We start from the raw sequence: 26,445 nt of genomic DNA on the forward strand, positions 1-26,445 counted from the left end.
CGCGCCGCGTGCCCCGGGTCCGGCCATCCCTGTCGCCGTCGATCGCACATCGACTTCCGTGCGGTTACGCAGGCGCTTTGCGAGCGCCTGCGTAACCGTATCCACCGCTACGCCGCGCGGCGTCCCAAGCTCGTGGGACGCCGCGGGACGACCGCTGCCGGGCCGACGATAAAAACAGGAGCCTCGATGAGCCTGCTCGATGTGATGAAATCCGCCGCCGCGCTGGCCTGCGCGTTCGCCATCGGCATCCCGCCCGCCTCGGCGGCCGGCCCGCTCGCGGTGCGCATCGGCTTCGTCGCGCCGCTGTCCGGCGACAACGCGCGCTACGGCAAGGACATCGAGAACGGCGCGCGCCTCGCGGTCGAGGAGGCAAACGCGCAGGGTCTCAAGATCGGCGACCAGGCCGCGCATTTCGACCTCGTGTCCGAGGACGACCGCGCGGACCCGCGCACCGGTGTCGAGGCGGCGCAACGGCTCACGAACCAGAACGTGTCCGCGGTGGTCGGCCACTTCAACTCGGGGACGACGATTCCCGCGTCGCGCGTGTACGAAAGCGCCGGCATCCCGATGATCGTGCCGGCCGCGACGAACCCGCTGATCACGAGCCAGGGCTACGAGAACGTGTTCACCGTGATCCCGAACGACGCGCAGAACGCGGGCGCGGCCGGTGCGTATGCGCTCGACGTGCTGAAGGCGAAGCGCATCGCGATCCTCGACGACCGCAGCGCGTTCGGCCAGGGCGAGGCCGACGAGTTCGAGCGCGTGGTGCGCTCGCGCGGCGGCGCGATCGTCGTGCGCGACTATGCGGCGAATCCGGCCGGCGACTTCCGCCCGCAACTGGACAAGGTGAAGGCCGCCGACGCGGACCTGCTGTTCTTCGGCGGCCTCGACGTGCAGGCCGCGTCGATCGTGAAGACGATGAAGGCGATGGGGATGCGCGCGCAGTTCGTCGCGGGCGGCGGCGTCGTGAACCGCGACTTCATCCAGCAGGCCGGCGCGGCGGCCGAAGGCGCGATGGCGTGGGAATACGGCCGGCCGCTCGCGGCGCTGCCGGAAGGCCAGCGTTTCGCGCAGAACTACCGGAACCGCTACGGCGTCGGCGTGCTCGCGTATGCGCCGTTCGGCTACGACGCTGCATGGGCCGCGATCCGCGCGATGGTCGCCGCGAAGTCGTCGGACCCGGCCGCGCTGCGCGCCGCGCTGAAGACGATCGGCTTCGACGGCGCGACCGGCCGGATCGCGTTCGACGAACGCGGCGCGCTGAAGAACGGCGTATCGACGCTGTATCAGGTGCGCCAGGGCGCGTGGACGCCGGTTGTTACGTCGGGCGGTTGATGCGGTTCGCACGGCTGGCGCGTGGTGCGTTTGCGTGACGGTGTAGCCCCGATCGTGGGCGACGATCAAGCTGTCCCATTCGCGCCCCCTCCCGCCGATTCGCCTCACGATCTATCGGTTCACGGCCGGAATGGCTGCGCCGACCGGCTGAAAGCGGCTGCGCAACCGCGCCGCCCGTGCGGGTTCGCTCACCAGGACCCGATCGTGGGCAACGCTCGCGTTGCCCGCCCAGCCGTTCGCCTGACGGCCCATCGGTTCACGGCCGGGTCGGCTGCGCCGCCCAGGCCGCAAGGCCGTTGCGGAACCGCGCCGCCCGAACCAGGCCGCTCGCCAACACCCGCCCTTTCGCATGCGCTCAATTGCCTGAACCCCGCCATCCGCACTGCGCCGCGCACTCGACATTGCGTTATGCGCATCGCGCAATCGGTTCACGGCGGAGATCGCCAGCCCGACCAGGCCTGAGCGTCACCGGGTAATCCCGCCTCCGACGCCGGCTCCGTCATCGGCCCCCGCCCTTTCGCGCTGCGCCACCGCCTCCCCACCACGCCCCGCCCGCACGACGATTTGCGCATGCGTATCGCGCTCCACGCGCGTCAGCGCATCGCGCATCTGCGCGAACGCTTCCGGCGAACACATCGGGCGGCCGAACCGCGTATGCAGCTTCCGCGTGATCTGCACGGTCCGCGACGCCGCATCGAACACGTAATGCGATTCGAACGACAGATACCGGTCGTCCACGGCGGCGTCGGCCGGCACGTCGGTCACGCGCACGTCGGCCGGCAGCGCGATCTGCGCGGTCTCGTCGAAATCGCCGTCGATGCACACGAACGGCTGCGTGCGGCGCGGCTCCGCGAGCCACGCATCGACCTGCGTGCGGATGCCGCCCGACAGGCTGCTCAACGCGGGCAGCGCGGTCGTGCCGTCGGTCCATACCAGATGGTCGATCGTGCCGTGCATCGTCGTCGCGAACGGGCCGCTCGTCGCCTCGACCGCGTCGGTGTCGATGCGCGCGGTGCCGGACAGGCCCGTCAGCCGCAGCCGGTCCGCGGCGATCTGCTGCGCGCGCTGGCGCGTCGCGCGGCGAAACGCGTTGCGCTCCGGCTCCGCGCTCGCGCCCGAGTCGTCGACGCGGTACGCATACGAGGCGTTGCCGTCCTCCGCCACCGTCAGCGCGAGCCGCGCGACCCGCGCGCGCGGCTGCGTCGCCGGCGTGCGGGCGAGCGCGCCGTCGTCGACGAGCAGCGCCGGGTGGTCCATCACGCCGCCCGGCAGATAACCGAATGCGATGCCGCCCGACGACGTGTCCGCGAACAGCCCGAGGTCCGGCAGCCACGTGATCGCGTGATCGATCGCGTCGCCGCCGTAACCGGGCACCGAAGGCAGCGAGTACGTCGTGCCGAGGTTCAGCAGCACCGCCTCCGCGCGGATGCCGGCCGCCGCGAGCAGCGCGGTGAACAGCGCGACGTGGTCCTTGCAGTCGCCGTAGCGGTTGCGCAGGATGTCCACCGCGCGATGCGGCATCGTCGCGGTCTGCCCGATGAACAACGCGACATAACGGATGTTGAAGCGCATCCAGTCGTAGATCCGCTGCGCCTTGTCGCGCGGGTCCGTGACGTTCGCAGTCAGGGCGTTCGCGAGCGCGGCGATCGACGGGTCGGCCGCGGTCGGATCGGCCGCGTCGAGCCGGTATCGTTGCGCGAACGCCGCGTAGTCCGGCACCGTCGACACCATCAGCCGGTCGCCCCAGTTCGCATACGACGCCGCACCCGCTTCGGGCGGCGCATACGGGCCGTGCCGGTACTCGAACGTATAGCGAGTGCGGCCGTTCGCGGTGACAGGAGGAAGCGCGGTGTAGCCGCGCGCGTCCGCGTGCAGCGGCAGCCCGGACGGCAGATCGAAGATCAGTTGCTGGAAACCGACCGGGTCGCGCGACGGCTCGACGAAATACGAGAACACCGGTTTCGACGGCTTCACGCGCCGCTTCGCGAACATCAGATGCACGCGCGAGCCGGGCTGCACGCCCGGAAAGATCACCGTGCGCAACACGCCGTCCTCGAACATCGGCGCGCCGGCCGAGCGCGGCTCCTGCACGTCGCGGATGCCGTCCGGGCCGACCGGATGCTCGCGGCCGTCCGGGTCGATCGTGCTCGCCGACAACTGCGTGATCGTCTCGATGTCCTTGTTGAACCACACGTAGCGCTGCGCGATCGCCTCCACGCCGGCCATCGTGTTCGCGCGCAGCACCGTGTCGTCGCGCTCCTCAACGGAGCCGTCTTGCTGCACGATGAACTGGTGGACGTCGCGCTCCAGCGTCGCGGGCGGCGTGTCGTCGTCGGTTGCGGTCACCGTGCCGGGCTGCGCGAACGCCGGTAGCGCGAGTCCGGCGAACACGCAGACGCCGAGCGCGGCGCATAGCGCGGCATACGGCGCGGCGCGTCCGTTGCGGCCAACGTGCTTCGCGCGCGCCGTCATGCGTCGCCGCGATCGAGGGCCGGCATCCGACACGGCAGGGCCGCCGCCGACGGCTGCAACCCGACCGGAATCGCGCGCTCGTCCGGATACGCAAACGAAGCGCGTTTCGCGGCACCGAAGCGGCCATGCGTCTGCATCAGCATCCGCGCCTGTGCAACGTCGCGCGCACGACGCATCCGAAATCGCCGCTCAAGCCGTCGCTCCGTCGCGCGTCGGCGTGGCGCGGCGGCGTCGGCCGCCGCCCGCGCCGACGCGGTATCGCAACGCTGCACGCCCCAACCCGGTTTCCGCACGACGAACCTCGCGAGTCCACGAATGCCGTCTGCCGTTGTAGCACAACGGCGCGCAGCGCGCCGGGCGGCGCCGGGCGTCAGCGCCGCCGCTCGTCGATCGCCTTCAGCAGCGACAGCGCGATCCCTTCGGCCGCCAGCGCGACCTCGTCGAGCGACGGAAACGAAGGCGCGATCCGCAGATGGCTGTCGCTCGGATCGACGCCATACGGAAACGCCGCGCCCGCCGGCGTCAGCACGAGGCCCGCGTCGGCCGCGAGTTCGACGGTGCGCCGCGCGTTGCCTTCGGGCGCATACAGGCTGATGAAATAACCGCCGCGCGGACGCGTCCAGCGCACGCCCGCAATGCCCGCGAGCCGCGCGCGAAACACGTCGTCCACCGCGTCGAACTTCGGCTTCAGGATCGCGCGATGACGGTCCATCAGCGCATCGAGCGTCGCGCGGTCGCGCACGAAACGCACGTGGCGCAACTGGTTCAGCTTGTCCGGCCCGATCGTGCGGACCGCGGTGCGCTTCAGCCACCACGCGACGTTGCGCGGCGACGACGCGAACCACGCGAGCGCGCTGCCCGCGAGCGTGACCTTCGACAGCGACGCGAACACGAACGCGCGATCCGGATGCCCGGCCGCGTCGCACGCGGCGAGCACGTCGGGCGTGCGCGGCCGCTCGCCGGTCAGATGATGGAAGCGGTACGCGTCGTCCCAGAAGAGGCGAAAGTCCGGCGCGGCCGGCATCGACGCGAGCCGCCGCGTCACGTCCTCCGACCAGATCGCGCCGGTCGGGTTGCTGTACAGCGGCACGCACCAGATGCCCTTGATCGACGGATCGTCGCGCACCTGCGCCTCGACGAAATCCATGTCGGGGCCGTCGTCGTTCATCGGCGCCGCGATCATCCGCACGCCGAGCGCCTCGCAGATCGCGAAGTGCCGGTCGTAACCCGGCGACGGGCACAGGAACGCGACGTCCCGCGCGCCGCGCCACGGCATGGCGTCGCCCGCTTCCGACGGCACGCCGTACAGCAACGCGAACGCGAGCGCGTCGTGCATCAGTTCGAGGCTCGAATTGCCGGCCGCGACCACCTGCGCGGCCGGCAATTCGAGCAGTTCCGCGCCGAGTTCGCGCGCCTCCGGCAGCCCGGCCGGCAGTCCGTAGTTCCGGCAGTCGAAGCCGTCGCGCGCGACGTGGCCCGCGTCGGCCGCACCATCGATCAGCGCGTGCGACAGGTCCAGTTGCTCCGGCGAGGGCTTGCCGCGCGACATATCGAGCTTCATCCGCCGTGCGCGGAATTGTTCCCAGGTCGTCGGGACGGATGGACTGATCGGCATCTCGAAGGTCTCCTGCCGCCACGCGGCGTGCTGTTTCGTGAAAGGGCCGCCCAGTATCCGTCGCACGCAACGTTCAGACAAACGCGTTATATTGAACTTTTCGATCAGGTTTTCTGATGGCAACCAAATCGCTCGATCTGGACGTGCTCGCGATGATCGTCGCGATCGCCGACGCCGGCAGCTTCGTGCGCGGCGCGGCGCTCGTGCATCGTTCGCAGTCCGCGCTCAGCATGCAGGTGCGCGCGCTCGAAGCGTCGCTCGGCAAGACGCTGTTCGTGCGCGGCAAGCGCAGCGTGAGCCCGACGCCGGACGGCCACACGCTGATCGCGTACGCGCGGCGGATGCTCGCGCTGCGCGACGAGGCGTGGGCGTCGCTTGCGCATCCGGAGGTGAAGGGCCGCGTGTCGATCGGCGTGCCGGACGACTATGCGTCGTCGCTGCTGCCGCCGGTGCTGCGCAAGTTCTCCGCGAGCTGGCCGAAGGTCGAGATCCAGGTGATCGGCCTGCCGAGCAGCGCGCTCGCGCCGCTGCTGAAGGACAACAAGATCGACCTCGCGTGCGTGACGCGCCAGCGCGGGCTGCCGGGCGAATTCGTGCGGCTGGAGCCGATGGTGTGGGCCGGGCCGCCGGCCGCCGCAACGCCCACCGCGACGGCCGCGAGCGGACGCGAAATCTGGCGCGAGCGGCCGCTGCCGGTGGCGCTGTTCGGCGCGGGCAGCGTCGCGCGCGCGAACGCGATCCATGCGCTCGAACGCGCGAAGATCGCCTACCGCACGTCGTACGAGAGCCCGAGCCTGATGGGGTTGTGCAGCATGGTCGCGGCGGGGCTCGCGATCGCGCCGCTCGCGCGCTGCGCGGTGCCGGACGCGTTCGTCACGCTCGGCCGCGCACACGGGCTGCCGACGCTGCCGGAACTCGAAGTGGTGCTCGCGCGCAGCGCGCGTTCGAACCGGCCGCCGTGCGACTTCCTCGCCGAGCAGATTCTCGCGGAATTGCGGCTGTAATCGCAGCGGCGACCGCATGAGTCGGCCGCCATGCTATTCGTCGCCCAGCCGCGCGAGCAGCTCATGCAGCTTCGACACGTGGCGCAGCAGCAGTTCGCGATGCTTCTCGATCTGTTCGAGCCGGCCCGCGAGGTCCGCGCGCACGCGGTCGTCCGGGTCGGCGGCCGAGATCACGTCCTCGATGCGCGCGCGCAGCGCGGGCGCATCGACGGGCGGCAGACTCAGATAACGTTCGAGCTTGCGCACGTCCTGCACCGCGAGGTCGCGGAACTTGCGCACGCCCGCGAGACGGCGATGCGCTTCGATCTCCGCGGCGGTGTCGTCGCGCTTCGGCGCGGCGGGCTGCTGCCCGAAGATCGGCTCCGGCGCGCGCAGCACCGACGCCTTGCGCACCGGATGCGCGGTGCCGCGAAAACGCGCGCGCGGCGACTCGTTGTCGAGCGCGTCGCGCGCGTCGGCCGGCACGTCGGCCACGCCGTGCGGCGCGTCCATCCAGTTCGGCGGCAGTCCCGTCACCGCCTCGACGCCGCGCACGAACTCCTCGCTGAAATCGCGCTGGCCGGACAGCATCAGCTTCAGGTACGACGCGGAAAACGTCATCATCCGCGCCAGCCGCATCGCCGCGCCGACCTCCCGCGTCAGCAGCACGAGGTTCGCGCGCCATACGGGCAGCAGCGCGGTGCCGGTATCGTCCATTGCAACGCCCCTCCATCGTTCGTGCGACGCGGCGCGCAGCCCGCACGGCCGCCGCGCCGCGTCATCCATGCGACAGGGTCACGCCTGAAGGTTAGCCGGTCTGCGCCGGGCGCGGCAACTCATGTGCCGCTACAGGGCCGGTCCCTGCGGATCGCGATGCAGGCGGCATGCCGCCCGATGCGCGGCGCGACCTGCGCGCCCCCGGCAGTTCGTACAACGCCGACCGGCAACGGCGTCTGCACGGCCGCCGGCCTGGGGGCCGGGTCAGCCCGCGATCACCCGCGACAGCGCCGCCTGCACGACCGATTCGATCAGCGGCGCGACCTGCGCGGCGCGCGCTTCGTCATACGCATACGGCGGCGCTTCGTGCATGTAAGTGCATTGCGCAAGCTCCAGTTGCACCGCGTGCACGCCGGCCTCCGGCTTGCCGTACGCGCGCGTGATGTAGCCGCCCTTGAAGCGGCCGTTCGCGGCCGCCGTGTAGCCGCCGTGGCCGGCCACGATCGTCGCGAGTTCGTCCGCGAGGCCCGGCAGCGCGCTCGCGCCGTCCGCGGTGCCGAAGTTGAAGTCGGGCAGGCGGCCTTCGAAGAAGCGCGGCACCTCCGAGCGGATCGAATGCGCCTCCCACAGCAGCACGCGACCGTGGCGCGCGGTCAGCACGCCGAGTTCCGCGACGAGCGCCTCGTGATACGGCTGCCAGTACGCGTCGAGCCGGCGCGCGACCTCGGCCGCGTCGGGTTGCCGGTCCGGCTCGTACAGCGGCTCGCGGTCGAACGTGTCGAGCGGCAGCAGGCCGGTCGTGTCCTGCCCCGGGTACAGGCTCGCGCCGTCCGGCGGCCGGTTCAGGTCGATCACGTAACGCGCGCACGACGGCATCAGGAACGACGCGCCGAACCGCGCCGCGAACGCGTACAGCCGGTCCAGATGCCAGTCGCAGTCGTCGACCCGGCGCGCGGCCGGCGTCATCGTCGCAGCGATGTCGTCCGGAATCGCCGTGCCGACGTGCGGAATCGAGATCAACAGCGGCGCCGTGCCCTGTTGCAGCGTAAACAGCGGCACCGCCGCTGCCGAAGACGTCGTGTCCATGTCGTGTCCCGCCAATGAGCCTGCGCCTGCCGCCGGGCCGGGTTCAGCCCGCCCGCAGCGCCGCGACGGCCGCGCAATAGCGCGCGTACGCGTCGTCCTCCCCGCGGTGCCGTCCGTTCTCGACGACCCGCTTCCCGCCCGCATAGACGTCGCGCACCGGCGACCCGCCGTGCTCGCCGAACACCACGCCGGACAGCCACACCGCGCTCTCGCGCTCCGCGATGGCCGGATGCGCGGCATCGAGCACGACGCAGTCCGCGCGCCGGCCCGCGACGAGCGCCCCCGCCGCCGCGCCGGCCGCCTGCGCGCCGCCCGCGAGCGCGGCGGCGAACAGCCGGTCCGCGACAGACGGCTGCGCTTCGTCGGATAGCACGTTGCGCGCCCGGCGCGCGAGCCGCTGCCCGTATTCGAGCAGCCGCAGCTCCGCGCGCCAGTCCACCGCGACGTGGCTGTCCGAGCCGATGCCGAAACGGCCGCGCGCGCCGAGATACGTCCCGGCCGGAAACAGGCCGTCGCCGAGATTCGCCTCGGTGGTCGGGCACAACCCGGCGACCGCGCCGCTCGCGGCGAGCGCGGCCGTTTCGGCCGCATCGACATGGGTCGCGTGCACGAGGCACCAGCGCGCATCGACGCCGAAGCGGTCGAGCAGCCATTGCACCGGCCGCGCGCCGTAGTGCCCGATGCACGCCGCCACTTCGGCTTCCTGTTCCGCGACGTGCACGTGCACCGGCGCATCCGGCGCGACGCGGCTCAAGCCGCGCAGGCCGTCGAGCAGCGCGCGCAGCCCGCCGTCCGATACCGCGCGCAGCGAATGCGGCGCGACGCCGTAACGAAGCCCCGCGTGCTCGGGCAGCGCGCGGGCGAGCGCGTCGAGCAGGCCGAGCAGGCCGTCCGGCGTCTCGATGAAGCGCCGCTGGTCGTCGCGCGGCGGCCGCTCGCCGAAGCCGCTGTGCTGGTACAGCACCGGCAGCATCGTGAGGCCGATCCCCGCGTCGCGCGCCGCGCCGACCACGCGCTGCGCAAGTTCAGCGACGTTCGGATAAGACTGCCCGTCGACGTCGCGATGCACGTAGTGGAACTCGCAGACCCACGTATAACCGGCCTTCAGCATCTCGACGTACAGCCAGTGCGCGATCGCCGCGACGCCTTCCGGCGTGATGCGCCGCGCGAAGCGGTACATCAGGTCGCGCCAGGTCCAGAAGCTGTCGGCCGGGTCGCCGCGATATTCGGTGAGGCCCGCCATCGCGCGCTGGAACGCGTGCGAGTGCAGGTTCGGCATGCCGGGCAGCACCGGGCCGGCCGCGCGCGGCACGTGCGCGGGTGCGTCGGCGTCCGGCGTCACGGCGGTCAGCAGCCCGCGTTCGTCCCATTCGAGCAGCACGTCGCGACGCCAGCCGTCCGGCAGCCACGCATCGGCGGCGAACAAGGCGCGTGCGTTCATCGTGCGTCTCCCGTTGCGGTTCGTGGCGGCCGCCGATACACGGTCTCGCCCGCGCGCACGACCTGCGCGCACAGCGGGCGGCCGATCCAGTACGCGAGTTCCGCGAGCGTCGTCACCGGCCACACCGCGAAGTCCGCCTGCCGGCCGACCGCCAGCACGCCATGACGGTCCGCGCGGCCGAGCGCGCGCGCCGCGTGGCGCGTGACGCCCTGCAACACTTCGGAGACGGTCATCCGGAACAGCGTGCAGCCCATGTTCAGCACCGCGAGCAATGACGTGCACGGCGACGTGCCCGGATTGCAGTCGGTCGCGAGCGCGACCGGCACGCCGTGGCGGCGCAGCAGGTCGAGCGGCGGCAACTGCGTCTCGCGGATGAAATAGAACGCGCCGGGCAGCAGCACCGCGACCGTGCCGGCCTCCTTCATCGCGACGACGCCCGCCTCGTCCAGATATTCGAGGTGGTCGGCGGACAGCGCGCGATGCCGCGCGGCGAGCGCCGCGCCGCCGTTCGACGACAGCTGCTCCGCATGCAGCTTCACCGGCAGCCCGCGCCGCGCGGCCGCTTCGAACACGCGCTCGGTCTGCTGCGGCGAAAACGCGATGCGCTCGCAGAACACGTCGACCGCGTCGATCAGCCCTTCGTCCGCGAGCGCCGGCAGCATCCGCGTGCAGACTTCGTCGATGTAATCGTCCGCGCGGCCCGCGAACCCGGGCGGCAACGCGTGCGCGCCGAGGAACGTCGTGTAGACCGTCACCGGATGCGCCGCGCCGAGCCGCCGGGCGACGCGCAGCATCTTGCGCTCGGTCGCGAGATCGAGGCCGTAGCCCGACTTGATCTCGATGGTCGTCAAACCTTCCGCGAGCAATGCTTCGAGCCGCGCGGACGCGCTCGCGAACAGTTCGTCGTCGCTGGCCGCGCGCGTCGCGCGCACGGTGGACACGATGCCGCCGCCGCGCCGCGCGATCGCCTCGTAGCTCGTACCGGCGAGCCGCTGCGCGAACTCGTCCGCGCGCGTGCCGCCGTACACCAGATGCGTGTGGCAATCGACGAGGCCCGGCGTCACCCACGCGCGGGCCAGGTCTTCGCGCGGCCACGCCGCGTACAGCGCGGGCAGCGCCGCGCGCGCGCCGAGCCAGACGATCGTGCCGCGCTCGACCGCGATCGCGGCGTCGAGCACGGTTTCGTCCGGATCGCCGGATAGGCACAGGTTCAGGTTCTGCCACACCGTTTGAGTCGAGGTCATCGCGTCACCGTCCGTTCGGTTCGTTCGGTTCTTCGGCCGACGCGTCGCGCCGGTCGCGCAGCAGGCGCAGTTGCACGACGATCAGCGCGGCCGCGCCGGTGGCCGTGCAACGCAGCGCGCGCGGCGCGTCGATACGCAGCGCATCGTCCTGCGCGAGCGCGTAATGCCGGTCGCAGTCGAGCATCACGCTCGCATGGCCCGACGCGCAATAAAGCAGCACGACGTCCGCGTCGAGCGTGCGCTGCGTCGGGCCGCGCCAGATATCGAGCGTCGCGGAGACCGCCGCGCGCCGCACCATCAGGTTGAAGTCGCGCGTCGGGCCGTTGGTCAGCCGCGCGTCGATCGACGCTTCGCCGGCGAACCGCGCGACGTCGAGCGGCCTGGCAAGCACATGCTTCGCGCCGGCTGCTGCTTCGAGCACCATCCCGCCGCCGTCGAGCAGCACCAGCGTGCGGTCCACGCCGTCGAAGCGCGAGAACGGGCCGGCGGCGGCGACGTCCGCGACGCTCACGCGCCACAGGAACGCATCGTGAAGCGCCGACGCCGCAACATCGCCCGCACGCCGCGCCGGCCGCTGCGCGGCGACCTCGCGCGTGACACCGCCGCCGTTCTTCCATGGCGACGCAACCCGCGCGGCCGCGCGCAGCACGCTCGCGCGCACCTCACCCTGCACTGCCGCCATCGTCACCGTCCGAGCATCGGCAGATTCAGCCCGACTTCGCGCGCGGTGCGCTGCGCGAGTTCGTAACCGGCATCCGCGTGACGCATCACGCCGGTCGCCGGATCGTTGAACAGCACGCGCCCGATGCGCGTCGCGGCCGCATCGGTGCCGTCGCAGACAATCACGACGCCCGCATGCTGCGAAAAGCCCATCCCGACGCCGCCGCCGTGATGCAGCGACACCCACGTCGCGCCGCCCGCGGTGTTCAGCAGCGCGTTGAGCAGCGGCCAGTCGCTGACCGCATCGGAGCCGTCCTGCATCGACTCGGTCTCGCGGTTCGGGCTCGCGACCGAGCCGGTGTCCAGATGATCGCGGCCGATCACGACCGGCGCCTTCAGTTCGCCGTTCTTCACCATCTCGTTGAACGCGAGGCCGAGCCGGTAGCGATCCTTCACGCCGACCCAGCAGATCCGCGCGGGCAGCCCCTGGAACGCGATCCGCTCGCGCGCCATGTCGAGCCAGTTGTGCAGATGCGCGTCGTCGGGGATCAACTCCTTCACCTTCGCGTCGGTCCGGTAGATGTCCTCCGGGTCGCCGGACAGCGCGACCCAGCGGAACGGCCCCTTCCCTTCGCAGAACAGCGGCCGGATGTACGCGGGCACGAAGCCCGGAAAATCGAACGCGTTCTCGACGCCGGTTTCGAACGCCATCTGCCGGATGTTGTTGCCGTAGTCGAGCGTCGCCGCGCCGCGCTGCTGCAACGCGAGCATCGCGCGGACCTGCGCGGCCATCGACTGCTTCGCGGGTCCGACGATGCGCTGCGGGTCCGCGTCGCGCGCGTGACGCCACTGTTCGAGCGTCCATCCCTGCGGCAGGTAGCCGTTGACCGGATCGTGCGCGCTCGTCTGGTCGGTCACGCAGTCCGGCGTGATGCCGCGCGCGACGCATTCCGCGAACACGTCCGCCACGTTGCCGACGAGGCCGACCGACACCGGCCGGCCCGCGCGCTTCGCGTCGTCGAGCAGCGCCAGAGCCTCGTCGAGCGTGTGCGCCTTCTTGTCGACGTAACGCGTCTTCAGCCGGAAGTCGATCCGCGTCTCGTCGCATTCGACCGCGATTATCGAGAAACCCGCCATCGTCGCCGCGAGCGGCTGCGCGCCACCCATCCCGCCGAGGCCGCCGGTCAGGATCCAGCGGCCATCCGGAGCGCCGCCGAAGTGCTGGTTCGCCACCGAGAAAAACGTCTCGTAGGTGCCTTGCACGATCCCCTGCGAGCCGATGTAGATCCAGCTGCCGGCCGTCATCTGGCCGTACATCATCAGCCCCTTGCGGTCGAGTTCGTGAAAATGCTCCCACGTCGCCCAGTGCGGCACGAGGTTCGAATTCGCGATCAGCACGCGCGGCGCGTCGGCGTGCGTGCGGAACACGCCGACCGGCTTGCCCGACTGCACGAGCAGCGTTTCGTCGTCGTTGAGGTCGCGCAGCGACGCGAGGATCTGGTCGAAGCACGCCCAGTTGCGCGCGGCGCGGCCGATGCCGCCGTACACGACGAGCGCATGCGGATGCTCGGCCACTTCGGGATCCAGATTATTCTGGATCATCCGGTACGCGGCCTCGGTGAGCCAGCTTTTGCAGACGCGCTCGCTGCCGCGCGGCGCGCGAATCGTGCGCGTCGGATCGAGACGGGGATTCGCGGCGGGCGCGAGGCTTTCGGGACGGTTCATGATGAGTCTCTCTCCATCGGATACGGTTCGGTGAGCCGCGACATACCGCTAGAAATGGCCGGTGAAGCGATAACGGCTGCCCGGATGCCACAGGTTCGCGACCGACGCGACGACGCCGTGCGACCACGTGCGCCGGTGCAGCACGAGGCACGGCTCGGTCGCGTCCATCGCGAGACGCTCGCGGGTCGCGACGTCCGGCGCGAGCGCCTCGATCCGGTACTCGACGCGCTGCAACGGCGCGACGCGCGTCAGGTACTGGTTCGGCGTGATGTGCGTGAAGTCCTGCTCGACGTAACCGGCCGCGACCGCCGGATTCACCCAGCGCTCTTCCAGTTGCACCGGTTCGTCGTTTTCGTAGTGCAGCACGCGCGAATGAAACACCGGTTCGCCCGCGCCGACCTGCAATTCGCCCGCGAGCGGATCGTCCGCGACCAGCGTGCCGATCTCCAGCACCTGCGCGTGATAACGATGCCCGCGCGCGAGGATCTCGTCGGAGATGCTGCGGATCGCCACCAGCGTCGATTCGTACTTCGGCCGCGCGACGAACGTGCCCGCGCCCTGCACGCGTGTCAGCACCTGCTCGGCCGTGAGTTCGCGCAGCGCGCGGTTCACGGTCATCCGCGCGACCTTGAACTCGCGCGCCAGCTCGTTCTCGGACGGCACCTGGTCGCCCTCGCGCCACTGCCCCGCGTGGATCCGCGACAGGATGAAGTCCTTGATCTCCTGGTACGCGGGTCCGCTCGCCGCGCGCACGCCGCTGTCGGCTTCGCTCATCGCGCGGCTTCGGACGCGAACGCGAGCGGGCTGTGCTTCGCGATCTCGCCGCGCTGCACGAGCCGCGTGATCGCCGCGATGTCCGGCGCGAAATAGTGGTCGAGTTCGTAGTGCGCGACCTCGCCGCGCACGGCGTCCATCACGCGCTGCAACGCGGGGCTGGTGCGATGCGGCGCGCGCAGGTCGACGCCCTGCGCGGCCGCGAGCAGTTCGATCGACAGGATGTTCGCGGTGTTGTCCGCGATGTCCGCGAGCTTGCGCGCGGCGAAGGTCGCCATCGACACATGGTCCTCCTGGTTCGCGGACGTCGGCAGCGAATCGACCGACGCCGGATGCGCGAGCGTCTTGTTCTCCGACGCGAGCGCGGCGGCCGTCACGTGCGCGATCATGAAACCCGAGTTCACGCCGCCATCCTTGACGAGGAACGGCGGCAGGCCCGACAGCGTCGCGTCGATCAGCAGCGCGATGCGGCGCTCCGCGAGCGCGCCGATCTCGGCGGCCGCGAGCGCGAGGTTGTCCGCCGCGAACGCGACCGGCTCCGCATGGAAGTTGCCGCCGGACAGCACTTCGCCGGTGTCCGGGAAGATCAGCGGGTTGTCGGACACCGCGTTCGCCTCGATCAGCAGCACGTGCGCCGCGTGGCGCATCTGGTCGAGACACGCGCCCATCACCTGCGGCTGGCAGCGCAGCGAATACGGGTCCTGCACCTTGCCGCAGTCGCGATGCGACAGGTTGATGCCGGAGCCTTCGAGCAGCGCGCGATAGGCGGCGGCCGCCTCGATCTGCCCGCGATGGCCGCGCAGTTCGTGAATGCGCGCATCGAACGGGCTCACCGAACCGGCGGCCGCATCGACGCACAGCGCGCCGGACACGAGCGCCGTGCGGTACAGGTCCTCGATCGCGAACAGGTTGAAGAGCGCGAGCGCGGTCGATGCCTGGGTGCCGTTCAGCAGCGCGAGCCCTTCTTTTGCCTGCAACGTGAGCGGCGCGAGGCCCGCGGCGCGCAGGCCCGCTTCGGCGCTCGCGCGCTCGCCGCGAATGAACACCTCGCCGATGCCGAGCAGCGCCGCCGACATGTGCGCGAGCGGCGCGAGGTCGCCCGACGCGCCGACCGAGCCCTTCACCGGAATCAGCGGCAGCACGTCCGCGTTGAACAGCGTGACGAGCGCGTTCATCACTTCGCGGCGGATGCCCGAGTGACCGCGGCCGAGGCTCGACAGCTTCAGCGCGATCATCAGGCGCACGACCGGCGCGGCCATCGGCTCGCCGACGCCGACCGCGTGCGACAGCACCAGATTGCGTTGCAGCAGTTCCAGTTGATCGTGCGGAATGTGCGTGCTCGCGAGGCGGCCGAAGCCGGTGTTGATTCCGTACGCGGGCTCGCCCTTCGCGGCAATGTCCGCGACCGCGCGCGCGCCGGCGTCGATCGCGGCGAAGCTCGCCGGATCGAGTTCGAGCGTGACGGGTTCGCGGGCGATCTGACGAAGCTGGGGCAGCGTCAATTGGCCGGGGGTGAGTATCATCGTCGCATCCTGTCTATACAAGTTGGGCGAAGTCTAGCTTGCGCGGCTTGTATAGACAACTCGTTTTTTAATATCGAGACCTGGGGAAATCCATGAGCTTCGTTGACGGCGAATACCTGTCGATGCGGCGACTCTTGAATCGCAGTCAAGAATGATTTGAGACCCGCACGGTTTTTGCGCGCGCGATTGCGGCGGATACTTCGTTTCACCTTTCAGCGGCCGGAGAGAAAGACTTTCGATCCGGCAGTCAGGGTGGATGGGATTGGGGTAGGGGCTGAAGTGCTAACTCTGAGCGGCTGCTCTGCATGGGATCAGGGTAAGCGCTAAAGCGCCAACTCTGATTGACCGCGTTGCATGGGATCAGAGTAGGCGCTAAAGCGCCAACTCTGATCGACAGCTCTGCATGGGATCGGAGTAAGCGCTGAAGCGCTAACTCCGATCGACCGCGTTGCATGGGATCGGAGTAAGCGCTGAAGCGCTAACTCCGATCGACCGCGTTGCATGGGATCGGAGTAAGCGCTGAAGCGCTAACTCCGATCGACCGCGTTGCATGGGATCGGAGTAAGCGCTGAAGCGCTAACTCCGATCGACAGGAGAATCAACCGTGAAAATTTTCGTGACAGGCGCAAGCGGTTTCATCGGCGGATCAATCGCCGCGGGTCTCGCTCAAGCCGGACATCAGGTACGCGGCCTCGCCCGCCGGCGCGAGCGTTTCCCCGCGCTGCAAAAACTCGGCATCGAACCGGTCGAAGGCGACCTCGACGACCGCACGCAACTCGTCGCCGAGGCGCGCGCAGCCGATGCAGTAATCAACGCAGCAGACAGCGATCATCGCAGCGCAGTCGAGGCGCTGCTCGACGGGCTCGAAGGCTCGGACAAGGTGCTGCTGCACACGAGCGGATCGAGCATCGTCGGCGACGCATCGGGCGGCGAGCCGACCGACAGGATCTATTACGAGGACGCGCTGCCCGAACCGACCGCCGACAAGGCCCCGCGCGTCGCGATCGACAACCTCGTGCTCGCGGCGGCCGCGCGCGGCGTGCGCGGCTCCGTGCTGTGCAACACGCTGATCTACGGCGTCGGCGCGGTGCCGGACACCGCGAGCGTGCAGTTGCCGCGCCTCATCCGCCAGGCGCAAAAAAGCGGCGTGATGCGCCACGTCGGGCGCGGCGCCAACATCTGGTCGAACGTGCACATCGACGACGTCGTCGAGCTGTACCGGCTCGCGCTCGAACGCTCGCCCGCCGGCACCTTTTATTTCGTCGACAGCGGCGAGGCGTCGTTCCGCGAGATGACGACCGCGCTCGCGGACGTGATGAAACTCGGCGCGCCGCAGGACTGGCCGCTCGAAGACGCGATCCGCGAATGGGGCTATGAAATGGCGTCTTACGGCCTCGGTTCGAACAGCCGCGTGCGCGGTCAACGCGCGCGCGAACTGCTCGGCTGGCAACCCAGGCGCACGTCGGTCACCGACTGGATCCGCAGCGGGATGCCGGTGCCGAAGCCATAACGCTGCATCCATCAAACGGGAAAACAACACGGCGGCCGCATGATGCGGCCGCTGTTGCTGTTCCGTAAGCTCGGGCCGCTAGAATCGCGTCGGTTTTCACTTCTCCAGCCGATGCGATCCCGTCGAGGATCGCTCGACCGACGATGCTGCTCGCGCTGAATTTCGACTGGCTGACCAACCTGCTCGCGATCCTGTTCGTGATCGCGTGTCTGCACGACGCGCGCTACGACGAATACGGGACGCTGACGCTCGCCGCCGCCGCGATGGGGCTCATCGTGATGGCGATCCAGGAGTTCCTGCAACCCGCGTTCGAGATGGCGCTGTAACGCGCATCCGTCGCGCTGCGCCGCGCGTTTTATTCGTGCCTGTCGTGCGCGCAGCACGCATGCTGCGCAGTCTCGTCGTAACGGTCGTGATGGCGCATCCACTCGCGCATGTCGCCCGCCTCGTTGCGCCCTTTCGCGGTCAGCTCCAGCAGCGCATACGTGCCGATCAGCATCTCGCCGCCGCGCGCGTAAGTCGAATACGTGTGGTACACCGCGCCGTCGTCGCCCCGATAAAACGCGCTGACGCCCGGCAGTTCGTCGATCATGTAGTCGCGCTCTTCGTAGTTGTAGTCGACCTTGCCGCGCGCCTTGTCCGCGTCGCTGAACGACACGTGGAAATCGAAATTGAAGTCGCTGCCGTTCGACGACACCCACGGAAAACGCCAGCCCATCCGCGTCCTGAACGCGTCGATCTTCGCGAGCGGCGCGCGCGACACCGCGACGTACGACACGTCGTGATGCAGCAGATGCGGCAGCGCGCCGTCGATGTGATCGGAAACGAACGAGCAGCCGGTGCAGCCCTCGTCCCAGTCCGGCCCGAGCATGAAGTGATAGACGATCAACTGGCTGCGGCCGTCGAACAGGTCCGCGAGCGTGCGCCTGCCATCCGGCGTGTCGAACGTGTACGTCCGGTCGAGCTTCACCCACGGCAGCGCCTGCCGTTTCGCGACCAGCGCGTCACGCGCGTGCGTGAACGCCTTTTCGTCAGCGAGCAGCGCCTTGCGCGCCGCGAGCCATTCGTCCTTCGATACGATGCGATGCGATTCCATCGTCGGTTCCTCCATCGATGACTTCCGTCTCCACCAGACACAGACACACGGGCCGCATGGACCCGCATGGACCCACATGGACCCGTCAACCAAAGTGCTCGACGAGCCGGTCGAGCGCGCTCGCCCATCCGCCGCGATGCGCGTCGCGCGCCGCCTCGTCGAAGAAGCGTTCGTGCGTGAGCGTCAGGTCGGTTGCCGCACCGTCCGCGCGCAGCACGATCGTCACGCGCGACTCGCGCTCCGGCGTGCTGCGCCACGCCCACGTGAACACCAGCTTTTCGTCCGGCACGACCTCGCGATATTCGCCGCTCACGTCGTGTTCCTCGCCGTCCGCGGCGCGCATCACGATCCGGAACCGGCCGCCGACGCGCACGTCCGCTTCCGCGTGAATGCACGTCGTATCGTGCGGGTGCATCCACTGCATCAACTGCGCCGGCTGCGTCCACGCGGCGTAGACTTTCGCGGCGCTGGCGTTGATCCTTCGGCGGAGACTGAGGCTCGGCGCCTCGGCGGGTCGGCCTGACTGCGCGGCTTGCGCTGCGCGGGCGGCTTGAGTGGGTTGGGCTGCCATGTGTCCTCCTCGACGAATGCGGCAAGGCGATCCAGTTGCTCGGTCCAGAAGCGCTGATAGCGGGCGAGCCACTGCATCGCTTCCTCCATCGGACCCGGCGCGAGCCGGCACGCGACCGTGCGGCCGGTTTTCTCGCGGGTCACGAGGCCCGCGTCGGACAGCACGTCGAGGTGCTTCATCACGGCGGGCAGCGACATCGCGAACGGCTCGGCGAGCGCGCTCACCGATAGTTCGGAATGCTCGGCAAGCCGCGCGAGCAGCGCGCGCCGCGTCGGGTCGGACAGGGCCGCGAACGTGCGGTCGAGAGCGTCGCCATACTTAACCATACGGTTAAACATAGACGACGCGGCGCGGATGTCAAGGCGCAAAAACCGGCGTCAGATCGCCCAGCCGCCGAGATAGAACGCGGCCAGCGCCAGCGCGATCGCGACGGTGCCGACGTTGAGCCGGCGCGCTTCGCCGCCGACCACGCGGCCGATCACGAGCGTGCAGAAGCCGAGCATGATCCCGGTGACGATGTTCGCGGTCAGCACGATGAACACCGCGCAGACGAGGCCCGCCATCGCGTCGATCCGGTCGTTCATGTCGAGCCGGCTCACGCTCGACAGCATCATCAGGCCGACGTACATCAGCGCGGGCGCGGTCGCATACGGCGGCACGAGGCCCGCGAGCGGCGCGCAGAACATCACCGCGAGAAACAGCGCGCCGACGACCGCCGCCGCGAGGCCGGTTTTCGCGCCGGCCGCGACGCCGACCGTCGATTCGATGTACGCGGCAGCGGGCGCGCCGCCGACCAGGCCGGCGAAGATCGAACTCAGCGAGTCGGCGGTCAGCGCGCGTCCGCCGTTCGCGATGCGGCCGTGCGCATCCAGTTGCCCCGCCTGGCCCGCGACCGCGCGGATCGTGCCGGTCGCGTCGAACACGGCGGTCATCACGAGCGCGAGGACGCTCGGCAGCACCGCGAGCGACAGCGCGCCCTTCACGTCCATCGCGCCGATCAGCGATGCGTGGCCGGGCGCGGCCAACGACGGCCACGCGAACACGCCATGAAACGCGACGTGCGGATCGAGCGCGAAGCCGAGCGCCGAGATCGCGACGATCACGATCAGGATCGCGCCCGGCACCCGCCGCCGCACCAGCCCGACGATCGCCGCGAGCCCGGCGACCGACAGCAGCGCCGGCAGCGAGCCGAGATGGCCGAGCGACACCGGCAGCCCCGCGCCGGGATTCTTCACGACGAGACCGACGTCGTTCGCGGCGATCAGCAGCAGGAACAGCCCGATGCCGATGCCGGTGCCGTGCGCGATGCCGTGCGGCAGATTGCGCAGGATCCACGCACGCACGCCGGTCACCGAGATCGCGGTGAACACGACGCCCATCAGGAACACCGCGCCGAGCGCGACGTCCGGATGCAGCCCCTTGCCGAGCACGAGGCCGAACGCGGTGAACGCGGTCAGCGAGATCGCGCAGCCGACCGCGATCGGCAGCCGCGCCCACAGGCCCATCAGCAGCGAGCCGAACGCGGTCGTCGCGCAGACCGCGACGAACACCGCGCTCGTGTCGAAGCCGGCGTTGCCGAGCATCCCCGGCACGACGAACACCGAATAGACCATCGCGAGGAACGTCGTCACGCCCGCCACGGCCTCGGTCCGCACGCTGCTGCCGCGCGCGGCGATGTCGAAGTAGCGGTCGAGCGCGGCGGCGAAACCGGTCCCGCTCATCGCGCGCGGGCGGGCATCGGCATCCGTGTCGGTTGCGCCGGAAACGACGGAGCCGCCTGCTTCCGCGAGCGGCGCGGCCGTGGAATCGAGTTCGATCATCGTGAGTGTCTCCTTTATCAGCGTGCTGAAACGGTCCCGCGCGGGCCGTCGTCAGGTTCGTCTCGTGGGGAATGCGCCGCGCGCGGACGCGGCCGATGCGGCCGCGCCGGCGCCGCGGGTGCAGCGAAGGTTAGGTCAACGCCTGCGCGGCTCCCATCGCACGGAACGCATTCAGCCCATGCCGCGACGCGTATATCGCCGCGCGCACTGCATTGCGAAGCGGCGGCCCGCGCGTTAACACCTACTTAACACCTACGGTTCGCGGCGCTTGCGCAGGCAACGCCACGGACCCGCACGACACCCGCCGGACGCCGACCAGCCGGCGCACGAACGCGGCGCGCGTGCATACCGCACGCGGTCCGCGCGCGCTCGCGGGTTACACTCTCACGCTGTCATGAACCCGTTTCCCGGTACGATGCGCGCCGCTCAGGCCATTCAAGCCGCTTGAGCCACCCAGGCCAGGCCCGCGCATCGCGCCCGCAGCCCAAGGAGTTCCCGTCGATGAGAGGCGGTTTCGCACGCACTGCCATTGCCACCCCGTATGCGTTGATCGTCGCGCTGCTGTTGCTGCTGTCCGGGTGCAGCCTGTTCCGCCCCGCGCCGCCGCCGGAACAGGAAGCGCCGGTCGCCGCGAGCGAACCCGAGATGGCCAGCGAGCCCGACGTCGCGACGCCGCCCGAGGCCGCGAGCGAACCCGAAGAGGAAGAGAGCGAGGCGAAACACACGCCGAGGAAACCGCGTCCCGCGCCGGTGCGCCGCCGCCGTCCCGCGCCGCCGCCGCCTCCCCCGCCGCCTCCGCCGCCCATGCCCGCCCCCGCGCCGATCATCTCGACACGCGCGATCGAGCACGGCAGCTTTCGCACGCTGCTCGACGCCGAAGTACAGCGGCCCGACGGCAAGGTGGTCGGCCGCGCGGTCGATCTGATCGCCGGGCCGGACGGCAAACCGGCCGACATCGTCGTGAACCTGCAGGGTTTCATGGGTGTCGGCGACCGTAAGGCGAATTTCCCGTGGAGCACGGTTCGCGTGAGCACGCGCGCGAAAACGCCGGCGATCACGCTGGTGCTCGGCCCCGGCCAGCAGCCCGCGCCCGACCGGCCGAAGGCGACCGGCGCGCCGCCGGCCGGCCCCGCCGACGCGACGCCGACGCGGCTGCCGATGCTCGACGCGTCGATCGAGCGCCCGAACGGCGCGAAGGTCGGCCGCGTGGTCGACGTGCTGCTCGACGGCGAAGCGGACCCGCTCGCGATCGTGCTCGACGTCAGCGGCACGCTGCAGAAACGCCGCACGATCGCGGCCGACTGGTCGGCGCTGCGCTTCGTCACGAAGGACAACACGCTGCATGGGCTGCTCGACATGACGGACCAGCAGATCGACGCGTCGCCGCCGTATGAGAACGACCAGCCGATCCGCGCGGTGACGCCGCTCGCGGCCGCGCCGGCGTCGTCCGTTCCCGCGCGCGGTGTCAAATGACGATGCGTTCGATGGCCACGGCGCGGAGCCTGCGCGCGCTCGACTGGCTGAATTTCTTCGTCGCGAACGTGCAGACCGGCTTCGGTCCGTTCATCGCGTCGTACCTCGCGTCGCACAAGTGGACCCAGGGCGAGATCGGCCTCGCGCTGTCGGTCGGCACGATCACCGCGATGTTGAGCCAGGTGCCGGGCGGCGCCGCGGTCGATGCGCTGCGCAACAAGAAGGCCGCTGCCGCGTGGGCGATCGGCGCGATCATCATCAGCGCGATGCTGCTCGCATTGAGCCCGACCGTCGCGCCGGTGATGGCCGCCGAGATCTTCCACGGCTTCGCGAGCTGCATGCTGGTGCCGGCGATGGCCGCGCTGTCGCTCGCGCTCGTCGGCCGCATGGACCTCGGCGACCGGCTCGGGCGCAACGCGCGCTGGGCGTCGATCGGCAGCGCGGTCGCGGCGGGGCTGATGGGGCTGTTTGGCGAATACTTCTCGCCGCGCGCGGTGTTCTGGCTGACCGCCGGACTCGCGCTGCCGGCGCTGGTCGCGCTGAGCATGATCGAGCAGCCGGGCCTCGCGGCGACACCGCGCGGACCGAAACCCGCGCGTACGCCGGAACAGCGCGAGACGCTGCGCGCGCTGCTGCGCGACCGCCGGATGCTGACGTTCGCCGCGTGCGTCGTGCTGTTCCACCTGTCGAACGCGGCGATGCTGAACCTCGCGGCCGGCGAGGTGACGGCCGGCATGGGCGACAACGTGCAACTCGTGATCGCCGCGTGCATCATCGTTCCGCAGGCGATCGTCGCGCTGATGTCGCCGTGGGTCGGCCGCACCGCGCAGCGCTGGGGACGGCGGCCGGTGCTGATCCTCGGCTTCTGCGCGCTGCCGGTGCGCGCGCTGCTGTTCGCGGCGGTCGGCAATCCGTACTTCCTCGTGCCAGTGCAGATGCTCGACGGCCTCTCGGCCGCGGTGTTCGGCGTGATGCTGCCGCTGATCGCGGCCGACGTCGCCGGCGGCAAGGGGCGCTACAACCTGTGCATCGGCCTGTTCGGACTCGCGGCCGGGATCGGCGCGACGCTGTCGACCGCGATCGCCGGCTTCATCGCGGACCGCCTCGGCAATACGGTCAGCTTCGTCGTGCTTGCGGCCGCGGGCGCGGCGGCGGTGCTGATGGTGTGGTTCGCGATGCCGGAAACGCGCGACGACGCGCTCGCGGAAGAGCAGGAAAGCCGCTCCGCGCCGACCTGACACGCATCGTCGGAGCGGTTGGGGTCGTCATGAAAAACGCAGGCGCGTATCCACGTGCCTGCGTTTTTTTTCGCCCCGCATGCAGGAGATGACTGGAGAAGAAGCGGATCAATGCGACCCGCATGCGGCGTCCGCGCCAACGATTGCATCGTCGATGCATGCGCCCCGCCGCCGTCCGTGGCGGCCACGGCCACCCGCCTGCAACCACGCGGCGGCCGGCCGGTCACGCGGCGCCTGCGCGTCCCGCACACGGCATCGCGCCGGGATAAACCCGGCGCGATGATCGTGAAAGGGGAAAAGCTCAGGCGGCCAGCGCCTCTTCGCCGCGAATCGTGACGAGGCCGCCGCCCAGATGGTCCAGCTTGCTCGCGAGGATCATCGCGTCGGCATTCGCCGGGCGATGGCGGCGGTTCGGACTCGGCCGAAACACTGCGTCGCCGCGGCGGATCTTCTCGCCGGTCAACGCGCAGACCGCGCTGCGGCGCGCGGTGCAGACCCGCCACAACTGGTCCGAGTAGCGGCCGTAGGTCGGATCGCTCCAGCAGACGGTGATGCTTTCCGGATCGTGCCGGCGGATCAGCGTGATGCCCTGCGCATCCCACGACCGTGCGGCGGCGCGCCGCCGGTTCGCCGCGTCGGACGCGCCGCGGCTCAGAGGCACCGGTTTGCAGCCACCGCTGCCCTCCAGGTCGCTCGCCGGACTCCACGGTTCGGAGGCGGCGGACAGGAGGTCGATGGTTTGTTGCCATGCGCTGCCGGTATCTAGTTTCGTCATAATGCACCTCGTGCACGTGAAAACGATTCAAATATGCCGGTCGAATTACCGCTGTGCCACGTCCGGATTATAGCTCCTCATCTCGTAATCCCCAGGGAAAATATTAGGCTATCGAAACATTAATTGGCATTGGAAAATTCGGATACTGCAACGTGTGCGTTAGCCCGGCCGGAGAGAATGTCAAGTTTCTTTACCTTTATGAAATTTCTTCCATGCGACCATGATCGACGACAATGGTGGCGAGAAAAAATAACAATTGACCACGCAAAGCCTGACCAGGCAACCGTATTTAAAGATTCGCAGGAAAACCGCTTTCACGGCGGCGGGCCGGGCCTGGATGGCCGTCCGGCAAGGGTTCCGGCTCTACACACGTTGCCGGTGAATGGACAATCGCTCTCGGCCGCAAACGATTCGCGATGAATAATCGGACGTAAGCCCGTGCATCCTGCATTACGCATACCGTACACAAGAGCGGCGGCGACAGGCGTCAGCCGACGACTGTCGCCGGCATGCCTTCATTTTTTGCGACAATTCGCCAATTTTGCTTCTATTAATTAAATTCTGGAATTGGCTTTAACACTTTCATATGCGCCATTTCGGTGAATCGTTACGCTTTTGCATGCCGATTCACGCGCGCCGCCGGCGTGCCGATTCATGAAATCGTAACCCGCATTGCTGACCGTGCAGCCCGGTCAGCCACCGCGCCCCTGATCGAGGAACTCGGCCGAGCGGCGCTTCAGCATCGCACCGAAATCGTCCAGCCAGCCGATCGAAAGCCGCCAGCTTTGCCAGTACAGTTCCACGTCCAGCCCGCGTCCCGGCGTCAGCTCGACCAGTTCGCCGCTCGCGAGATGCGGCGCGATCATCCGCTCCGGACACATCCCCCAGCCGAGCCCGTTCACGCAGCAACGCAGAAAACCCGCGACGTGCGGAATCCAGTGCAGCGGCGCATCGACCTGCGCGCGCGTGATGCGCCGGATGAAACGCTTCTGCAACTGGTCCTTCGGATTGAACTCGATGCACGGCGCGCGGCGCAGCGCGTCGCGTCCGACGCCGGCCGCGAAATACCGCGCGAAGAACGCTGGCGAGCACACCGCGAGATAACGCATGCGGCCGAGCCGCGTCGAACGGCAGCCCTGCACCGGCTCGGCCTGGGTCGTCACCGCGCCCTGCACGCTGCCGTCGCGGATTCGCTGCGCGGTGTGGTCCTGATCGTCGATCACGAGGTCGAGCAGCATCTCGCGCTCGACGCAGAAGTCGGCGACCGCATCGATGAACCACGTGCCGACGCTGTCGTCGTTGACCGCGACGCGCAACGTCGGCCGCGCCGCCTCGGATGCGGCCGACAGCGACGGCATGCCGCCCAGTTCCGCTTCGAGCATCTGCACGCGTTCGGTGTGGCGGCACAGCAGCGCGCCGGACGCGGTCGCAACGCACGGCTGCCCGCGCTTCACGAGCACGGTGCCGACGCGCTCCTCCAGCAGCTTCACGCGCTGCGACACCGCGGACGGCGTCACGTTCAGCGCGGCCGCCGCGCGGTCGAACGAACCGTAGCGCACCACGGCGGCCAGCGCATCGAGCAGCGCATAGTCGAGCATTAGCGTTCCTTAATCGGGTTTAAGAAAATCAGCTTTGCTTAGGCAACGCCTCGCGGCAGACTAGCGCCGTTTTCCCGCTCTGTCCAACCGGCCTCGCAATGAACTGGATTTCGTTTTCTCATGGCGTCGCGCTGTGCGCGTCGCTGATCGTCACCATCGGCGCACAGAACGCGTTCGTGCTGCGCCAGGGCATCATGCGCTCGCACGTCGCGAAGATCGTCGTGCTGTGCATGCTGTCGGACTTCGTGCTGATCGGCGCGGGCGTCGGCGGCGCGTCCGCGCTCGTCGGCCGCTTTCCGGTGTTCGTGCACACGATGCTGTATGCGGGGCTCGCGTATCTCGCGTGGTTCGGCTTCAACGCGCTGCGGCGCGCGCTGCGGCCCGGCCATGCGATGCTCGAAGCGGGCGACGCACCGGATGCGCGGGACCCTGCCGCGCCGATGTCCGCGCAACGCGCACTGCCGGTCGTGCTGATGACGCTCGCGTTCACGTGGCTGAACCCGCACGTGTATCTGGACACGTTCCTGCTGATCGGCACCGCCGGCGCGCGCGAGCCGGAAGGCGGACGGCTCGCGTTCGCGCTCGGCGCGATGGCGGTCAGCGCGGTATGGTTCGTCGGGCTCGGTTATGGCGCGCGGGCGCTCGCGCCGCTGTTTCGGCGCGCGAGCGCATGGCGCGTGCTCGACGGCGCGATCGGCGGCATGGTGTTGATGCTTGCGGTCACGCAGTTGCGGTGACGCGTTTCGACTGAGCCCTGCGGCCGAACGCGCAATAAGCGCACGCCATCGA

Annotated in this window: 23 protein-coding genes; 7 read left to right on the plus strand and 16 right to left on the minus strand. The window is 69.6% G+C overall.

Going from position 1 to position 26,445, the window contains the following annotated elements:
• Positions 1 to 186: 186 nt before the first annotated feature.
• On the plus strand, positions 187 to 1,335 hold the full coding sequence (locus BLV92_RS11520) for a branched-chain amino acid ABC transporter substrate-binding protein (protein WP_090544979.1): 1,149 nt from the start codon (positions 187 to 189) through the stop codon (positions 1,333 to 1,335).
• 465 nt (positions 1,336 to 1,800) lie between these two features.
• Here the strand turns inward: BLV92_RS11520 and BLV92_RS11525 are convergent, their stop codons facing one another.
• Entirely contained in the window at positions 1,801 to 3,807 is a 2,007-nt protein-coding gene (locus BLV92_RS11525) for a DUF3857 domain-containing protein (RefSeq protein ID WP_090544981.1), read from the minus strand.
• Between the two features lie 370 nt (positions 3,808 to 4,177).
• Entirely contained in the window at positions 4,178 to 5,422 is a 1,245-nt protein-coding gene (locus tag BLV92_RS11535; protein ID WP_090544984.1) for an aspartate aminotransferase type Ic, read from the minus strand.
• A 116-nt stretch (positions 5,423 to 5,538) separates the two neighbouring features.
• On the opposite strand from BLV92_RS11535, the gene BLV92_RS11540 reads away from it, so the two are divergent.
• On the plus strand, positions 5,539 to 6,426 hold the full coding sequence (locus BLV92_RS11540) for a LysR substrate-binding domain-containing protein (protein WP_090544986.1): 888 nt from the start codon (positions 5,539 to 5,541) through the stop codon (positions 6,424 to 6,426).
• A gap of 33 nt (positions 6,427 to 6,459) precedes the next feature.
• Here the strand turns inward: BLV92_RS11540 and BLV92_RS11545 are convergent, their stop codons facing one another.
• The 8 genes from BLV92_RS11545 to hutH form a co-directional block, all read right to left on the minus strand.
• Positions 6,460 to 7,122, minus strand: a complete 663-nt coding sequence (locus BLV92_RS11545) for a hypothetical protein (RefSeq protein ID WP_090544988.1) — start codon at positions 7,120 to 7,122, stop codon at positions 6,460 to 6,462.
• Positions 7,123 to 7,386: 264 nt separating this feature from the next.
• Complete coding sequence (gene hutG, locus BLV92_RS11550) at positions 7,387 to 8,208, minus strand: N-formylglutamate deformylase (protein ID WP_090544989.1); 822 nt, start codon at positions 8,206 to 8,208, stop codon at positions 7,387 to 7,389.
• A 43-nt stretch (positions 8,209 to 8,251) separates the two neighbouring features.
• Positions 8,252 to 9,649: a formimidoylglutamate deiminase gene (locus BLV92_RS11555; RefSeq protein WP_090544991.1), complete on the minus strand. Its 1,398-nt coding sequence runs from the start codon at positions 9,647 to 9,649 to the stop codon at positions 8,252 to 8,254.
• Positions 9,646 to 10,893, minus strand: a complete 1,248-nt coding sequence (hutI, locus tag BLV92_RS11560; RefSeq protein WP_090544993.1) for an imidazolonepropionase — start codon at positions 10,891 to 10,893, stop codon at positions 9,646 to 9,648. The genes BLV92_RS11555 and hutI overlap by 4 nt, the downstream gene beginning before the upstream one ends.
• Before the next feature lie 4 nt (positions 10,894 to 10,897).
• A complete protein-coding gene (locus BLV92_RS11565) occupies positions 10,898 to 11,575 on the minus strand; it encodes a HutD/Ves family protein (protein ID WP_090544995.1) in 678 nt (225 codons plus the stop codon).
• Between the two features lie 2 nt (positions 11,576 to 11,577).
• On the minus strand, positions 11,578 to 13,278 hold the full coding sequence (gene hutU / locus BLV92_RS11570) for a urocanate hydratase (protein ID WP_090544997.1): 1,701 nt from the start codon (positions 13,276 to 13,278) through the stop codon (positions 11,578 to 11,580).
• A gap of 48 nt (positions 13,279 to 13,326) precedes the next feature.
• A complete protein-coding gene (gene hutC, locus BLV92_RS11575) occupies positions 13,327 to 14,052 on the minus strand; it encodes a histidine utilization transcriptional repressor HutC (protein ID WP_090544999.1) in 726 nt (241 codons plus the stop codon).
• A complete protein-coding gene (gene hutH, locus BLV92_RS11580; protein WP_090545001.1) occupies positions 14,049 to 15,575 on the minus strand; it encodes a histidine ammonia-lyase in 1,527 nt (508 codons plus the stop codon). The genes hutC and hutH overlap by 4 nt, the downstream gene beginning before the upstream one ends.
• A 604-nt stretch (positions 15,576 to 16,179) precedes the next feature.
• Here hutH and BLV92_RS11585 point away from each other — a divergent pair.
• On the plus strand, positions 16,180 to 17,085 hold the full coding sequence (locus BLV92_RS11585; RefSeq protein ID WP_090545003.1) for an NAD-dependent epimerase/dehydratase family protein: 906 nt from the start codon (positions 16,180 to 16,182) through the stop codon (positions 17,083 to 17,085).
• A 143-nt stretch (positions 17,086 to 17,228) separates the two neighbouring features.
• Entirely contained in the window at positions 17,229 to 17,411 is a 183-nt protein-coding gene (locus BLV92_RS11590) for a hypothetical protein (protein ID WP_090545005.1), read from the plus strand.
• Between the two features lie 29 nt (positions 17,412 to 17,440).
• Here BLV92_RS11590 and BLV92_RS11595 read toward each other — a convergent pair whose 3' ends face one another.
• The 4 genes from BLV92_RS11595 to BLV92_RS11610 all read right to left on the minus strand — a co-directional run bounded on the left by BLV92_RS11595 (position 17,441) and on the right by BLV92_RS11610 (position 20,473).
• On the minus strand, positions 17,441 to 18,196 hold the full coding sequence (locus tag BLV92_RS11595; protein WP_373681874.1) for a DUF899 domain-containing protein: 756 nt from the start codon (positions 18,194 to 18,196) through the stop codon (positions 17,441 to 17,443).
• 70 nt (positions 18,197 to 18,266) lie between these two features.
• Positions 18,267 to 18,659: an SRPBCC family protein gene (locus tag BLV92_RS11600; RefSeq protein ID WP_090547014.1), complete on the minus strand. Its 393-nt coding sequence runs from the start codon at positions 18,657 to 18,659 to the stop codon at positions 18,267 to 18,269.
• The gene (locus BLV92_RS11605; RefSeq protein WP_244283779.1) at positions 18,605 to 19,120 is read right to left on the minus strand and encodes an ArsR/SmtB family transcription factor; all 516 of its coding nucleotides are present in this window, start codon (positions 19,118 to 19,120) and stop codon (positions 18,605 to 18,607) included. Before BLV92_RS11605 ends, BLV92_RS11600 begins: the two co-directional genes overlap by 55 nt.
• Positions 19,121 to 19,129: 9 nt before the next feature.
• Entirely contained in the window at positions 19,130 to 20,473 is a 1,344-nt protein-coding gene (locus BLV92_RS11610; protein ID WP_090547015.1) for an NCS2 family permease, read from the minus strand.
• Positions 20,474 to 21,073: 600 nt separating this feature from the next.
• On the opposite strand from BLV92_RS11610, the gene BLV92_RS11615 reads away from it, so the two are divergent.
• Both BLV92_RS11615 and BLV92_RS11620 read left to right on the plus strand, forming a co-directional pair.
• Entirely contained in the window at positions 21,074 to 22,045 is a 972-nt protein-coding gene (locus tag BLV92_RS11615; RefSeq protein WP_110332494.1) for a PRC-barrel domain-containing protein, read from the plus strand.
• Positions 22,042 to 23,283 carry an MFS transporter gene (locus tag BLV92_RS11620; RefSeq protein WP_090545010.1) on the plus strand — a complete coding sequence of 414 codons (1,242 nt, stop codon included), beginning with the start codon at positions 22,042 to 22,044 and terminating at the stop codon, positions 23,281 to 23,283. Before BLV92_RS11615 ends, BLV92_RS11620 begins: the two co-directional genes overlap by 4 nt.
• Before the next feature lie 301 nt (positions 23,284 to 23,584).
• On the opposite strand, the gene BLV92_RS11625 is transcribed toward BLV92_RS11620, so the two are convergent.
• Together BLV92_RS11625 and BLV92_RS11630 are read right to left on the minus strand one after the other, a co-directional pair.
• Positions 23,585 to 24,058: a DUF3331 domain-containing protein gene (locus BLV92_RS11625; protein ID WP_090545011.1), complete on the minus strand. Its 474-nt coding sequence runs from the start codon at positions 24,056 to 24,058 to the stop codon at positions 23,585 to 23,587.
• Positions 24,059 to 24,750: 692 nt separating this feature from the next.
• A complete protein-coding gene (locus tag BLV92_RS11630) occupies positions 24,751 to 25,656 on the minus strand; it encodes a LysR family transcriptional regulator ArgP (RefSeq protein WP_090545013.1) in 906 nt (301 codons plus the stop codon).
• Between the two features lie 98 nt (positions 25,657 to 25,754).
• Here BLV92_RS11630 and BLV92_RS11635 point away from each other — a divergent pair, with 98 nt between their 5' ends.
• A complete protein-coding gene (locus tag BLV92_RS11635; protein WP_090545015.1) occupies positions 25,755 to 26,393 on the plus strand; it encodes a LysE/ArgO family amino acid transporter in 639 nt (212 codons plus the stop codon).
• The last annotated feature ends 52 nt before the right edge of the window (positions 26,394 to 26,445 follow it).

The sequence above is a fragment of the Paraburkholderia caballeronis genome (assembly GCF_900104845.1).
GTDB classification, from domain to species: domain Bacteria; phylum Pseudomonadota; class Gammaproteobacteria; order Burkholderiales; family Burkholderiaceae; genus Paraburkholderia; species Paraburkholderia caballeronis.